Raw genomic sequence first — 15,208 nt, 5'->3', positions numbered from 1 at the left:
ATGCAGAGACTGGTTACTTCAGTCCCGTTTTGGGGTAATCACAAGCACAGGGCAGTCAGAGTGACGGATAACTTTTTCAGCAACACTTCCAAGGAGAGTGTGCAGGAGTCCTGTTTTTCCCTGGGTTGCAATAACAATAAGGTCAATTTCGTTTTCAGCGGCATATTTCACAATTTCGGCATGACTTACACCAAACCGGAAAACCTTCTCAATTTTCGCATCACCGTACTTATCTTTCATTTGAGCTATGTACTTGTCCATCTCAGCTTCAGCGTGCTCCTTCAGTTCATTTTCGATCTTTTCCTGAGTGAGGTCAAAGGTACGGATTGCAAGAATCGGTTTAAAATCCTCTATAACATGAAGCAGATGAATCGTAGCGTCATATTTTATCGCTCTCTCAATTGCGTACTCCGCAGCAGACATCGAATATTTGCTAAAATCAGTAGGGAATAAAATATTTTTAACAGTCGCTAAAATTGCCATTTTCTACCTCTCTAATCCAAACCACAAAAAAGTGTTTTAAGGTTTTCGGGGTTGTCTTTTGCAACAACAGCCCTAACATTATCGCCACATCTGTTTATCAATATCCCCATGTTTCCCTCTCCCTGAGTGTAGCATGAACCCGACATTACAGTTGACATTATCTTGTTGTCGAGGCTGAGTTTCTTGTCGGAAGTGAGATATTTTTTATCCACCTCAAATATGTAGAGCAGATTCCCTTTTGCATCGGACAAAACCACATGACCGAACTTTTCACCATTGTCCTGTGATACCACGGCTCCCACAAAATGCCACCCCTTGGGACAGACCATTCTCATCTTGTACTGCAATCCCTTTTCAGCGAAAAAAGACTGAATCTTGCCCGGATCATCCGAAGTGATCTGAGGTGCAAGCTTTGCATCAAGAATGGCTTTGAAATTGTTCATCGCCATTTTATCAAGACTGAATTTGGACTCCACTACTTCCAACCCACCGGTTTGGGTATCAGTATATTTAAATATGAATAGCGTAATAAAAATTACAGCTATTGCCGCTGCGTAGGCGTAAGGACGGAGAGAAAAAACCTGTTTGTTGTTTCCCTTCTCGACCGCTGCTCCTGTCCGTATATCGAGTAAAATCCTGTTTCTGAGAGAGGAGGGACATTGTGCCATCCTGCATTTCTTTTTTACAGTCTTTTTTACAGTCAACTGGACATGGTGTTCCGTCTTCAAATTGGGATCGGTGGCGGTGGCACTCAACAATTCAGATCGTAACTGATTGTCTTTTATTTCATTATCCACTAAAGCAGCAACAAGTTCGGCGTATTCGTGTCTGTTTTTATCGTTCATCATATCTGCTAATTCTTAACATAACCTTTTGTGCCTGCGTAGTCATAGAGCTTTGCATAGAGCATTTTGCGGGCTCTGTGCAGTCTCGATCTGACTGTACCCACAGGGCAGTCTATAAAATCTGCTATCTCTTCATAAGTGAATCCCTCGATATCGGCAAGGATAACTACCGTTCTGAAATCTTCCGGGAGAGAGGAAATGGCTGACGCAACCTGATCATCGAGAAGATTGTCAAATATTTCTTTCTCAAGGTGTGCGTCTTCGGTGGAAGAGGGCTTTACATTTTCGTAATAGTTTTCTACATCTTCATAATCAAACCGTTCGGGCTCTTTAGTCTTTTTACGGTATGAATTGATGTAGGTGTTCTTCATTATTCTGAACAACCAGGCTTTACAGTTGGTTCCTTTTTCAAATTTATCGAAGAAACGGAAGGCACGCATGTAGGTATCCTGCACCAGATCACTCGCCTCGTCAGAGTCACCCGTCATCCTGAGTGCAAAATTAAAAAGTGCATCCATGTGCGGAACGGCTTCCCGTTCAAAATCAGCGTAAATATCGCCGTTATAGTTTTTTGTCATACTCGAAGTTTAAAAAGTATATAATCTCGTTTCCTAATAATAGCAAATTTATCTTAAAATACAAAAAAAAGGGAGCATTTTTTACTTGAATGGTGCAGATTTAAGGATAATTTAATTTGAGAGTGGTTGTTTTTCAGGTTGAGAAAGGAAACGATTTAAATTTGTTCCGGAAATTCTTTTGCTGTTCCGTTATTTACTTCATAAACTTTTTTCTCCCCCCGTTGCAGCACAAAGTCCGCTCTTCCACCGTTCCGTACAGGAGGAACAACTGACAATCCCGTGCCGTCAATTTCTTTGTAACCCCTTCGGTTTCGAAGCTTTCCGATTCTTTTTACTGTTCCCTTTACAATGACAGGCCTTCCCTTTTTAGAAGGGACTTCGATTCTGTTTACCCCGATATTCACAATTTTTCCTTGAAGGCTGACACCCCGGATGAGAAGATCATACATCACTTTTTTATTACCCGGGAGTTCGTCATACAGTTTTGTATCAAAACTCAAATATTCACACGGGATAATCGATTTGAATGCAGTAATAAAGAGAAAAAAGTTCAGACTCCTCTGAAACCGTCTCTCGATATCATCCTCCCATCCGCCACTTTCCACGAGAATTGTAGCTGCACCAAGAGCCTGAAAACTGTCTCCAAAAGCTCTGTACTCAAACTCCTCACTGTACCTTCCGATATGACCGGGTATAAGTTTCTGAAGGTGGTCGACGAGGTTGGAGATAAGTTTTTTAGCATTTAAACGTTTTGGGGGGATTGAGTTTTTATCGTCAGGGGGTGGTGCCAGGAAAGAGATGGTCGCCGGTTTGCCCGAATCCCCTGCCGCATGTGCTCTTCCCTGATCGTGTAGATTGAACGCAAAATCAGGCTTGATATTGCGGAAAGCGTTCATTAAAACATTTGCTTCGGGTGTTGTAAGGTCGTGTGCATCCCGGTTGAGATCGACTCCGGAGGCATTTTCCCTTGTAAACCTCTCCGCGCCGTCAGGATTGACGAGCGGCATTATCCAAATGGTCAGGTTATCCAGAATTTCATCCCGGAGTTTAGAGAATCTTCCGGGATTTCTAAAAAACTTCATCAGGTCAAAAAGTGCTGCATTCGCTGTAGGTTCGTCACCATGCATCTGTGCCCACATGAATACCCGGATTTTGCCTCTTCCCGATTTAATCAGCCGGATTTCACGACCTTCTTCAGATACCCCCGCAGTCTGAACATCAAAAAGGGGTTGTCCCACTAATTCACCGATTAAGAGATCGACATCGTTGAATGTATAGTAGCGGTCGGGTAATCTCTCTTCCTTAAACCCCGCATGTTCATTTAGAATTTCGAATTGTACCCGGTCTGTCATAAAATACTTTAGTCTAAAACATCGTTCCCAGAGTTATCGTCAAAAATATCCCAGAGATATTCTGTTTCATGATTCCTTCCATCCCCTCAACACCACCGTCAAAGAGGTGTGCGTAGTAGTATCTCACATTCAACCCGAGCAGATTCTTTTTGTTAATTCCAAAGTTTGCTCCAAGGCCCGCATAACCACCCAATGCGATCTTTGCCTGCGCCGATCCGAATGAGGAGAAAAACTCCTTTTCGAACGGAGTGGTAATTATAAGATTTGGTCCGACACCAATCGAAATGTAGGGACGCAGATTCTCGGTGAGACTCTCCTTAAAGAGGCGGTACTGAAAACCGGTGGAAAAAGGGACCTGAAAAATCCTGTTTTTCTTCCCGACAACGATTATTCTTCCCCAATAATCGATGTATTCAAATTCCCGGTCGTCCTTCACTTCGCTTATCGAAAAGTCTGTAAACCAGGTAAGTTCCTCGGATAAATCTTTCCGGTAAAAACCACCCAATCCAAAACCCGCTTCACCGATCATAAGATCGAGCCCAAGTGTGTTTGGCGGAAAAGGCTGTGGCTTCTCTACAGGAGCAACATCTCCCAGTTTCTGTGAAAATAAAAATATCGGAGACAGCAGAAGAATTAATGCAATTTTTCTCATTTTTTCTTATCTTTTATTTCAAGGTATAAAAAATTAAAAATTTATTTTTCCCGCTCAAGTTAATGATAAAATCTGATAATAGTCAAGGTTATCCGAAACCACCTGAATTTAATTTCCCCATCGAAAAACTGACGGAAATTGTGACTGAAAGATTAAGGAATCTCTCCATTACAGGGGATTTCATCTCTATTGAGCACCAAAGGGAAATGTCTGATCTTAATTCGCGCTTCCCCATGAATCCCACACCCGGCACCGGTCTGATGATCTTCTCCCGCTTCGATCTTATCGATGAACTTCAGAAATGCCTTTTATATGAATTGAACAATAAAAATATTTTCCGAATCGTAATTCTCCTTTCAGGGGAGTTCAACCCCGGGGCGATGGCTTCATTTTTCACTTCTATCTCTTCCGCTTCAGAACTCGAATATTTTGAAAAACAGTTCTTTTACGACGAATTCAAAGACAAATTAACTCTGCTCTCTTTAAGGATAAAACAATGATACTTACACCACTCGATAATTTTAAAGGTTTCGATCTCGATAACTGGCTGTTCGACAACAAAGACCGAACCGATGATACTGGTCTCCTTCTTTTGCTTCCTACCAAACGAAGACAAAGGGAATTTAAAAAATTTCTTGCCAAAAATTACCCCGGATTAAAAATAAAAACCGATACCATTAGGGACCTCGCAAGGAAAATCGGGGGTAAAATCGATCCCGGTTTTAGAATCATCCCCGATGAAATTCTGGAAGTATTTGTCAGACAGATTATAAACGATTTGAATGATCCCGATTTTTCACAGAACCTCACAAATGGGATGATCAGACTGATCAAAAACACTATCTCCGAGTTCAAGGAAAACGGTACAAACGCCGACAGTTTAATCCTCGAAATCAACAACCTGAACCCCGTAAACAAAGATAAAGCCCTCTTTCTGTCACGGGTATTTTCTGCTCTCGATATAAGACTTAAATCCTCCGGAATGAAAGAAATTGGTGATATCTATCTGATGATTCAGACTAACTCACAGCTTGTTCCCTCCGCTTTCAGTTCTGTTTATCCGGATGTGAAAGAAGTATTCATGCAAAACTTTATGGAACTCACTTCACCTGAAATAGCCCTTGTGGAAGGAATCGCCAAACAAACAGGGAACAGGGTTTACATCGATTTCGACTACTCCATCGGGAACCCCTTTCTTTTTGAAAAACTGCAAAAATGTTTTAACTCCCTCGAAAAAGCAGGATTCCGGAGCCACAAGTCTTCGACTGAGTCTGTATTGGAATTCCATACCCGGCTCAAAGAGAACCTTTTCAAGCCTGTGAAACCCGGTATAACAAAAGTTGACAACATCTTTGAAATTCAGGCACCGACCCTTTATGATGAAACCAATTTCGTAGCCAAAGAGATCAAAAACCTTCTTTTGACCGATAAAAGCCTCCAAACAGCAGAAATTGGTGTTATTTTTCACCGTATTCCGGCTTACACTCCTTTTATAAGGGCTGCATTCGAATCACAGGGAATCCCGACAAACATTACAGACAGGTTCAGAACCGGTGATTTTTCACCCGTCTCAGGATTGCTGGACCTTCTCAGAGTGATTTCGCACAATTTTAGTTTTGATTCTGTCTTCCGGGTATTGTCGAATCCCGTCCTGCAGAAAAGATATGGCAATTCCACACATTTTAAAAGAGGGTGCAGTCATATCAAAGTTACATCGGGATATGATAAAATGGTGAAGTTTTTCTCCCTGGAGATACAAAAATACCAGGGATACACCGGTGAAGAGGAGGAATTTGATGACACTTCCATTATCTCATCCCTGAAATCGTCGCTCGTCACAATCCAAAAGCTGTGGGGAGATCTCGAATCTCTCACCCTCGATATGGAGCCCCTCGTTTTCTTTAAGAAATTAAAAAAACTTGTAAAAGATACAGGTTTGCTCACAGCTTATGTTTCCGATACAGGAAGTGCCGCTCTCTTTAACATACGGGCACTCTCAACTTTCCTGAGTTCTGCATCATTTCTCTTTAATGTTTTACAGCAGTATGAGAACAGAAAACGGAACTATGAAGAATACCTCGAAATGTTGCTCGATCTGTCGCAGGAGACCAGGTTTAATCTCGTCGAACAACCTGAAACGGGCGTTATGATTACCACTCCCGATGAAGCCAGGGGTCTGAAATTTAAACACCTATTTATCTGTGCTCTGAATGATGGTGATTTTCCCACAAGATACAGGGCTGAAATATTTAAATATGACGGTGTTACAGAGCAAATAAAGAAACATTCGGCGGAAGAGAGACTCCTCTTCTACCAGGCGCTCTCCGCTTGGAGAGGTCCAGACCAGGGCAGACTTTATCTGACAAACAGCAAAAAAGCCGGCAAACAGGCAAAAGTTGAATCATTCTTTAAAAGCGATTTCAAGACTCTCTTTACTGTCACATCGGTTGATATCAAAAACTATGAACAAAAAATTTATTCAAAAAGGGATATCTTCTCCTCCTGGCATCAGTTTGACAATAAGACAGCGGTAGTTGCCCTCGAAAAATCGTCTCTGATAAATCAGTTTGACATTGAGGAGCTCAAACAAAGAAGTAACGACTACCTCGCCCAATCAAACCTTGCCGGTTCTGAAAACAGTCCCTTTGCCGGATACATTTCATTTGATGAGACTGAGGAAACTCCCCTTTCACTTCCGGTTTTGAGGAGGGTAAACACCCCTTTTTCCGCCACAAGTCTGGAAAGCTATGCCAGGTGCCCCTATCAGTTTTTTGCAAAATATATCCTTGGAACAGAAGCCGACGAGGAAATATCGGAAGAACTTGATTCGCTTGAGTTCGGTACTCTTCTGCACTCCATTCTGAGAGCATTTCACTCTGAATTACTCGAACAAAACAAAAAAATCAGCGATTGCACCGATGCGGAACTGGAAGAATATTTGAACAGACTGATCGATATAGCCAAAAACATCGAAGATCACAACCTTACCGAACTCCTTGATACCGAATCATTCCTTTCAGCCGAAAAAATTCTCGGAATTGCCGGTAATTCCACATGGTCAATTCTCTACAAATATCTGGAGGTTGCCAGAAACAACTCCAACACATTCCTCCCTGCCCTTTTTGAAAGCAACTTTGGAGGTTTAAAACTGACAGGCAGGAACAGTGAGGAAAGAAGGGCTCCCTACGAGATCAAGATTAAAGGAAGAATTGACCGGATTGATGTGGATGAAACAAACAGATTGTTTAAGGTTATTGATTACAAGTCAGGCGGGAAAAAATACCCTGAACCGGAGGTCAGAGAAGGGAAGCGTTTGCAGCTTCCCCTCTATTTAATAGCAGCAGACAAAGGAAAGATTAAGGATTTGCCGGAAGACTTTTCATATCTTTTCCCGCAGATTTTCTCCCTGAAATATAACGAAAATGATTTCGGTGCAAAAGATATTCACTTCTCGAGTGGCAAAGTTCCTGACACCCGAGAGAACGCAAAGGCAAAGTGGGAGGAATTGCTCCAAATCACAGAAACAAATATTCAAACCTTTGTCCTGAACATCCTCGAAGGTAAATTTAATCTTACTTCCGATTCTGACAGAGACAACAAAAATTGCCAGTACTGTAATCTGAAACCCCTCTGCCGGGTTAAGGAGCACAAAATTTAACGAGCTTCTCGAATCCTTCGATTATCATAAGTTCAGCCTGACCGTGACGGATTGTGTTCCCTTTCAGGAAAGCTTTTGCCTTGTCAATGATTGCCTGATCAACTTTGTCACCTGAGAAAACCGAACCAACCATTTCGGGCATTAACTCGCAAATTAATTCGAGACTTTCGACATGAGGCATCACTTCAAAAAGAATGGGGTGCCTTTTGATCTGGTCTTTCAATTCGGGCATTCCCGTTTTCCAGAAAGCGAGCTGACCGAGCAAAAGACTGGTAACCGAACCATCCCGTGACTCAATTAATACACTCACAAGTTCATTAAATTTCCTCGCTGTGGCTGCATCCGGTCTGGCGGCATCCACCACTCTGGTATAGGGAGAGTATTGGGTATATTTCACACCCATCGAATGTCTTTTATACTCTTTAACGGGTTCAAGTACATCCACAAGCATCTTTAAGGGTTTAACATCCTCACCGCCGACAAGCCTGCGGAGCATCATCTCGTAATTTTTTTCGTGCAACAAACCCAGTTCTTCGAGTTGAAGACTTATCCTGTCGAGTCTTCTGTACATGTCTTTCACATCAGTTACGCTGTTGTGTGACCAAAACCTCTCTGCAATTGCTGCGGTACGGGGCCAGATTCTCGAATCGACATTTTCATTCGTAACGAGTTCTGCCCACATTGTAGCTTCACCACCGAGAATGTTTTTCTGCTGCTCAGCCGGAAGGATAGTATCAGGAGAAACAGGATGATTATTATAGTGAAACTTCGTTGATTGAATCAGGTCTATATAATAACCGTTGGAAAGGATAACATTATATCCGTCTTTTGAAGCCTGCAGGAGAGCTTTTTTTCCTCTCCATGAATGTATTACAATATCTTTCGGCATTTCAGGTTGCAAAATCTCATCCCAGCCGACCATCTTTTTATTGTTTCTTTGTAAAATCTTCAGGATTCGGGTGTTAAAGTATGCCTGAAGTGCATGCTCATCCTTAATGTTTTTCTCCGACATAAATTTCTGAATATCGGGATTTTCCTTCCAGTGGTTTGCCTTCACCTCATCACCACCGATATGGAAATATTCATCCGGGAAAAGCTGCGCCATCTCGGTGAAAAACTTGTCAAGAAACTCGTATGTGCTCTCTTTTGTCGGATCCATTACCGGTCCGAAGATCCCCCAGTTCCTCTCTATCTTGTAGGGTCCCGGTTTACTCGCAAGTTCAGGATGCCCCACAAACCATGAAGTGGAATGACCCGGAACATCAAACTCCGGATACACCCTGATACCTCTGTCTGCGGCGTATTTGATAATATGTTTAATCTGTTCCTGTGTGAAGTAATTACCATCGGAACCCATTTGATGCAGTTTTGGGAAGACCTTGCTCTCGATCCTGAATCCCTGATCTTCAGAGAGGTGGAAATGGAGTACATTCATCTTCATGGCTGCCATACCGTCGATATTCCTGAGCACCATTTCAAGCGGCATCCAGTGACGGCATACATCGAGCATCAACCCGCGCCATTTGTAGAACGGAGCATCTTTAATCGATACTACAGGGAGAAAATAACCGGCGCTGTCTCTCTCCACAAGCTGGAGAAATGTCTCCAAACCCCGCATAGCTCCGATATCGGTAACTGCATTAAGCGATATCTTCTCATGCGTTACATCAAGTGTATAAGTCTCATCCTCACCAACCTTGATTGCTCCCTCACGGTCAAATCTGATTGTGAGTGCGGGATTAACTATCGAATCTGCTCCTGATACGATATCCTGAAGGAAAAACAGACCTGTCCTCCCTGATAATCGCTGCAGTGCTTTTGTAGCATAAGCAGAAATCCGTGGATTGATTTTTCCCGTTATCTTCATCTTGAATTTAGCATCAAGACGGTACTGTCCATCCCCTGCTTTCAACTCTGCAGGAACGGGCATTAAATTGAAAACTGTTTGCTTTTGTGACATGACAACTCCCGACGACAAAATAAACAACAGCGTGATTGTAATTAATCTGTGCATTGATCTCATTTTTCTTCTCCTTTTGCGTCCAAATTCTTGTACCAGACCTGATACAAAAAATAACTTAAAATTACCAGTATGAAAAACAGTATAAAAAATGTGTCCCACTCCTTAAAAACCACAACCATTGCAGTAGCGAAAAGCACCAGTTGCCAGGGTACCGCTATGATTGCAGATATTATGCCCCTTTTATTCTCTTTACTTATCGCCGTCCTTTGTTCGGGCGACAGTTTCTCCGTTATCCTCCCCCAAAATCCAAAAGGTCTGGTTTTCAGGAAAAATTTCGATAGAGTCTCATCATCCGTAGGCTCGGTGAGAAGTGTAACTGCTACAGTCCCGGCAAATGAAAGCACACTTACCGAAAGGAATGAGAAATACTCAGGTGCATCCGGATAGACAAGTCCCTGAACGATGGCGGTTGTCATCCCTGCAAAAATTCCTGCTGTAAATCCGTAACCGTTCAGTCTCCACCAGTACCACCTGATAATAAGAGGAACAATAAGCCCGGCTCCCATGCTCATCGTAAGCCATCCCCAAATCTGATTGATACTCGTAATAAAAAGTGTAAGTACCAGACCGCCGACAACAACCATTATGGATGCGAGACGGCTCTGATTTACAAGTTTTTTCTCGGAGGCTCCCGGATTGATAAAACTCCTGTAAATATCATTAACCCAATAGGAAGCACCCGCATTTACTATGGAAACAAATGTTGACATCGCTGCCGACATCAGACCGGCGATCAACAGACCCTTGAAGCCCATCGGAATCAACTTGTCAATTACTGTAGGAAGTGCAAGTTCGGGATCCTGCACGATGTTGCCTGTAGTGTTTCCGTAAACTATGGCCATTATTGCAACCGCTGCTGTGAAGGGCCACCTGAAAGTAAGAAGGACTGTCCAAAAGAGAGAGAGAAGTCCGGCATCCCTGTCACTTCTTGCAGCGTAATATCTTTGGATCATGTAGCCACCCGTGCCGCCACTTCCCTCTATCACCGTTTTAGCCAGATAAAAAAGGATCGATACTCCAAAAAGGTTGTAAATCGCATATTTCGATTCTTCGGGGAAATTTAATTCCCACTGCGGTATGATGTTTGTCCAGCTTTCCCTCGTTACAGTTCGACTTATAAATCCTCCGTCAACCGCAGGGGTCGAAATTATGAATGTATCGGGAAGAATATATTGAGTGAGTGAAATGTAGATAACCACAAAAATCGAAATCAGTATCAACACCCCCTGGATCACATCTGTCCAGACCACACCATAGAGACCGCTTGCAGCAGTATACATCAGAGATATTGAAACCATAATCACAGAAGCCACAAAATCCGGCTTCATTCCCCAGATTTCCGGAAGATCTAAAAACTCACCGATAAACTTTCCCGAACCAACAGCAAAATATCCCGTGATGGCAATTGTACTCATAAGTATCGCAATGGCACAGACGAGACGGGCAATCCTCCCCTGACGACTGTCACCAAACCTGAACTGCATCCACTCTGCGAGAGTCATCACATGTGCCCTTCGGTTCCACTTCCCCATAAAAACCATCATAAACGCCATTATGAGAACAATTCCGCCTCTTATCTCAACAAAATAGCCCTGAGCCCCGAGAGCATAAATGAGTGCAACATTAATCATCGTTCCGCTGACATCTATATTGGATGCCATGCCGGAGGCACCAAGAGCCCACCACTTCAGGCTTCTGTCACCAAGAAAGAAGGAATCGATACTTTTTGAGGCTTTCCTCTCAAACCACATTCCAATTATTAAAATGCCGACCAGGTAAATTCCCACTATTATGTAATCAATTATTTCCATATAACATCTTTTGGGGTGTTTAATTAGTTATTTTATCAATTCGCACAGGACCCCTGACCGCATTGGTCAGAACCACCTCTTCGGCACCGGAAATGTCTTCCTTGTAGAGTACTCTCTCGATGGCACCTGTTTTTTTCATGAAGAGAGACCTCCCTATGCCTTCGAGCAATCCGCAGCCAACAGGAGGCGTGTGCCATTTTCCATCGATTTTGGCGAAAAGATTGCTGATTCCTCCTTCGCATACTTCATCCTTCTCATTCAGATAGATGAGATCGAAAAGTCCCTCCTTCTCAACAATTTCCCGCTCATTATCGTACAGGGCTCTTTCAGTAGTCTTTGAATAAAGGAAAGGATTTTTACTCGAGATGCGTTTGCCTGAAAAAGCAGCGAAATTTTCTTCGGGAAGTGGCACCAGTTCTTTAACCTCTGATTCCATGTCACCATACTTTCCAAGAAGGATTTTCAACTTGTATTTTTTTGTTTCGTCAGTATCAAAAAGAGCATCCAATATCGTTTTTGTAAAAGAGCCCGGACTAAAACAGAATAAATTAACTTTAGCAGACTGTGCCATCCGCTCCTTATGCAACTCGATTAAGGGGATACTCCCCTTGTCAATGAGCATGGTTTCAAAAATTCTATAGTAAGGTAACGGATTTGTAAAAAACTTCCCTTTTATCACGCACTCATCATATTCATTCTCCGGGACAGAGTCCCAGACGATCCCGCTGCCAAGTCCTGCCTTCCCAGTTTTATTTTCTCTGTCCAGTTCAAGAGTTCTGATAGCAACATTTAAAGTTGCATTCTCCCCGTTGAGATACCCAATCGATCCGGTATACAGCCCTCTGTTTCTTTTTTCAAGCCCGTTTATGATTCTCATCGAACTTATTTTCGGAGCTCCTGTTACTGATCCGCAGGGAAAGAGAGCTTTAAAGATGTCCAAAAGTCGTATGTTTTTGTCTATTTGGCCACCAATTTCCGAAACAAGCTGATAAACTGTTTCATATTTTTCAACTCTGCACACTGATATCTGTCTGAGAGGGCGAGTGGAACAAATTCTGTGAAGATCGTTTCGCAACAGATCGGTTATCATCAAATTTTCAGCCCGTTCCTTCGGATTCCGGGAAAGACGAGCCTGTTTTTCTCTTGAAGCGCCGGTCGACAAATCAGCCTTCAGCGTCCCCTTCATCGGAGCCACTCTTATCATATTGGATTTTTGTGAGAAGAACAGTTCAGGAGAAAGTGACAAGATAACCCTGTTTCCGAGGTTTATATATGCTGCGTATTTGGAAGATTGATTGAAAAGGAGCGAGGAAAAAATTTCCGGTGGACTGCTCGAATAGTTAAAACTTGACGACATAGTGTAATTTATTTGATAAGTGTCCCCCTTTTTTATACTCTCCTTAATCGACCTTACAGCACCGGTATACCCTTCTTTAGTCTGATCGAAAAGGAAATCAGATATCATGTTTTCGCGGTTTCCTTCAAAACCAAAAGGTACTCCTTCCAGGTCAATCAATTGAGCAGACGATTTTTTGAAAACTAAAGCACTGCCAAAACGCTTTTTTTTCGATCTTTGAAGAACATCCTCAAGTTTTGGAAGAAAAAGGAGCCCGGCTTCGTAGTCAACCATTACCAATACATGATATCCGGATGATTTATAAGACTCGATCTTGTTGAAAAATTCTTCAACATTATCACGGGTCAGAATCAATTTTGTTTTCGCACCGGAAAGCAGAATCGATCTGGATTTCCCGTGGAATGGAGGATTCACAAGAAAGGCGCTGTTCCCGGTTTCTTCCACTTTTTCAAGTATTTCCCGTAGAGATTCCGGTTTGTATGCCGGTTTTTTGTACGCCATTTAGCCTAAATTTCCTTTTTAAACTTCAGCAACTCATCACCCGAGAGTCTGAAAATCGTCCATTCATCCATAGGAACAGCGCCAAGTGATTTGTAAAATTCGATCGCCGGAGTGTTCCAGTCGAGCACTGCCCACTCAAATCTGCCGCAGCCTTCGGAAATCGCCTGTTCTGCCAGATAGATTAGAATTTGTTTACCAAAACCCTTCCCTCTGTATTCAGGCAGAACAAAAAGGTCTTCGAGGTACATCCCCTTTTTCCCGAGGAATGATGAAAAATTGTAAAAATAAATTGCATAGCCAACCGGTTTCCCGTCATGATATGCAATATATCCCTCAACATTCGCTTTTCTGCCGAAAAATGTTTCGGTAAGTATCTCCTCAGTCGCCGTCACTTCGTGTGAGAGTTTTTCGTATTCCGCTATTTTTTTTATGAACCAAAGCAGAAGAGGGATATCTCCCTCTTCCACTTTTTTAAGTTCGAGATTATTAAGTCTGATCATTTTGTGCTCTTAGTGTCCGCCGCCACCGCCTTGAAGTTTTCCACCACCCGGCTTGGTCTCTTTCACAAGCAACCAAAGAATTGCGGAAATTGCGAGAGCCACGCCACTGATCATAAAAATAAGTGTTTTGTCAGGATTCTTTTCAACGATTCCGCCAACAATCACGGAAACGAGCAACTGAGGAAGTACCACAGAAAGATTGAATATCCCCATGAACAGTCCCATCTTCTCTTTTTTTACATTTTCCGACATGATTGCAAATGGTAGACTGACGATTGCTCCCCAGCCGATACCGCAAACTGCCATCATGGCGTATAATGAGATGGAATCACGGACGAACAATGCAATCGCAAAATATCCGGCACTCATCAATGCAAGAGCAAGAATGTGAGTTTTTACTCTTCCTATCTTTTTGGCTATGTTAGCAAGTACCAACGCCGGAACTATGAATCCGACAGTATTAAGTACTGCGAATGAAATGGAGATGTTATCGCCGATCAGCTTGTTAGCTTCATCGGAAATTTTTGCAGACACTTCATAATTGTAGAACACTTCCTTTATAAATCCGAAAATATACACAAACATGGTCTGAACACCCAGCCATGAAAATGCATGTGCTGCATATATCTTCAGCAATTCCGTAGTGTTGGTCTCATGTGTTGTTTCCTCAGCTTCATCAGCAACGACCGACAATTTGCGGGGTTCTTCTATGAAAAACATCGGTATCACGGAAAACAGAAAAACAAAGAAGACACCAAAATATATTAATATGTAATTGTCAAGCAACACGCTGATCAGGTAGGCAACCACTCCAAAGAAACCTGATATAGTCTGCATCCAGGTGTAGCCTTTTGTCCTGGCATCACCTTCGGGTGTCACATCCGCGATGATCGACCGTGTAGGATTAAAACTGATATTTATCGCCAGATCGAGCGAAAGTGCAACACCGGTTGCCACTATGATTATCTCACCAATTCCCAGGAAATTACTAACAACATCTATATTCGGCAGTGCCATCAGCATTATTGCTGCGGTTATTCCACCGATAAGAACAAACGGTCTCCGCCTTCCACCCCAGAACCACACATTATCACTGATCATCCCCACCAGTACCTGTCCTATGATGCCTGCCGCCGGTCCTGCCGCCCAGACAAACCCGATTTCTTCCAGATTAAGATGGTACTTTGTGTTCATAATCCAGCTTAGTGCTGCTATTTGAATTGACAGTGCAAACCCCATTGCCGTTGCCGGTAACGGGAGAATTGTATAAAACAGATTACTCAGTTTTTTCTGCATCTGAAGCATTTGTTTCTCCGGATTGTATTTTATTCGTTTCTGATAACTTATTTAAACAGACCTTCAAATTAACAATTTTGACCCGAATATTTGCAAATGCTCATAACTATTAACTAAAAACTTATAACTAATTTTCCCGCCAATGTTCGTAA

The 15,208-nt window shown here is 42.5% G+C and carries 12 protein-coding genes; 2 read left to right on the top strand and 10 right to left on the bottom strand.

All coding sequences use genetic code 11. The features are described 5' to 3' along the window. Window positions 1-18 precede the first annotated feature (18 nt). The 5 genes from J0L60_06255 to J0L60_06235 form a co-directional block, all read right to left on the bottom strand. The gene (locus tag J0L60_06255) at window positions 19-483 is read right to left on the bottom strand and encodes a universal stress protein (protein ID MBN8545719.1); all 465 of its coding nucleotides are present in this window, start codon (window positions 481-483) and stop codon (window positions 19-21) included. A gap of 11 nt (window positions 484-494) precedes the next feature. Then, the gene (locus J0L60_06250; protein MBN8545718.1) at window positions 495-1,328 is read right to left on the bottom strand and encodes a hypothetical protein; all 834 of its coding nucleotides are present in this window, start codon (window positions 1,326-1,328) and stop codon (window positions 495-497) included. Window positions 1,329-1,336: 8 nt separating this feature from the next. Then, window positions 1,337-1,906 carry a sigma-70 family RNA polymerase sigma factor gene (locus J0L60_06245; protein MBN8545717.1) on the bottom strand — a complete coding sequence of 190 codons (570 nt, stop codon included), beginning with the start codon at window positions 1,904-1,906 and terminating at the stop codon, window positions 1,337-1,339. Between the two features lie 155 nt (window positions 1,907-2,061). Continuing rightward, window positions 2,062-3,258: a peptidase M14 gene (locus tag J0L60_06240; protein ID MBN8545716.1), complete on the bottom strand. Its 1,197-nt coding sequence runs from the start codon at window positions 3,256-3,258 to the stop codon at window positions 2,062-2,064. Between the two features lie 13 nt (window positions 3,259-3,271). After that, window positions 3,272-3,910 carry a hypothetical protein gene (locus tag J0L60_06235; protein ID MBN8545715.1) on the bottom strand — a complete coding sequence of 213 codons (639 nt, stop codon included), beginning with the start codon at window positions 3,908-3,910 and terminating at the stop codon, window positions 3,272-3,274. A gap of 62 nt (window positions 3,911-3,972) precedes the next feature. On the opposite strand from J0L60_06235, the gene J0L60_06230 reads away from it, so the two are divergent. Together J0L60_06230 and J0L60_06225 are read left to right on the top strand one after the other, a co-directional pair. Next, on the top strand, window positions 3,973-4,410 hold the full coding sequence (locus tag J0L60_06230; protein ID MBN8545714.1) for a hypothetical protein: 438 nt from the start codon (window positions 3,973-3,975) through the stop codon (window positions 4,408-4,410). Continuing rightward, on the top strand, window positions 4,407-7,568 hold the full coding sequence (locus J0L60_06225) for an exodeoxyribonuclease V subunit gamma (protein ID MBN8545713.1): 3,162 nt from the start codon (window positions 4,407-4,409) through the stop codon (window positions 7,566-7,568). The genes J0L60_06230 and J0L60_06225 overlap by 4 nt, the downstream gene beginning before the upstream one ends. Here J0L60_06225 and J0L60_06220 read toward each other — a convergent pair. Genes J0L60_06220 through J0L60_06200 form a run of 5 tightly spaced genes read right to left on the bottom strand, consistent with a single transcriptional unit; the run spans window position 7,549 to window position 15,065 of the window. Next, window positions 7,549-9,591, bottom strand: a complete 2,043-nt coding sequence (locus J0L60_06220) for a family 20 glycosylhydrolase (GenBank protein MBN8545712.1) — start codon at window positions 9,589-9,591, stop codon at window positions 7,549-7,551. The two genes, J0L60_06225 and J0L60_06220, sit on opposite strands and share 20 nt — an antisense overlap. Next, entirely contained in the window at window positions 9,588-11,402 is a 1,815-nt protein-coding gene (locus tag J0L60_06215; protein MBN8545711.1) for a sodium:solute symporter, read from the bottom strand. Before J0L60_06215 ends, J0L60_06220 begins: the two co-directional genes overlap by 4 nt. Before the next feature lie 19 nt (window positions 11,403-11,421). Continuing rightward, window positions 11,422-13,260 carry a chorismate-binding protein gene (locus J0L60_06210; protein MBN8545710.1) on the bottom strand — a complete coding sequence of 613 codons (1,839 nt, stop codon included), beginning with the start codon at window positions 13,258-13,260 and terminating at the stop codon, window positions 11,422-11,424. Between the two features lie 5 nt (window positions 13,261-13,265). Further along, window positions 13,266-13,760, bottom strand: a complete 495-nt coding sequence (locus J0L60_06205; GenBank protein MBN8545709.1) for a GNAT family N-acetyltransferase — start codon at window positions 13,758-13,760, stop codon at window positions 13,266-13,268. Between the two features lie 9 nt (window positions 13,761-13,769). Then, window positions 13,770-15,065: an MFS transporter gene (locus tag J0L60_06200; protein ID MBN8545708.1), complete on the bottom strand. Its 1,296-nt coding sequence runs from the start codon at window positions 15,063-15,065 to the stop codon at window positions 13,770-13,772. Window positions 15,066-15,208: the final 143 nt, after the last annotated feature.

The sequence above is a fragment of the Ignavibacteria bacterium genome (assembly GCA_017302895.1).
In the GTDB taxonomy this organism is placed as follows: domain Bacteria; phylum Bacteroidota; class Ignavibacteria; order Ignavibacteriales; family Ignavibacteriaceae; genus UTCHB3.
This window is presented reverse-complemented; position numbering and strand designations above follow the sequence as displayed.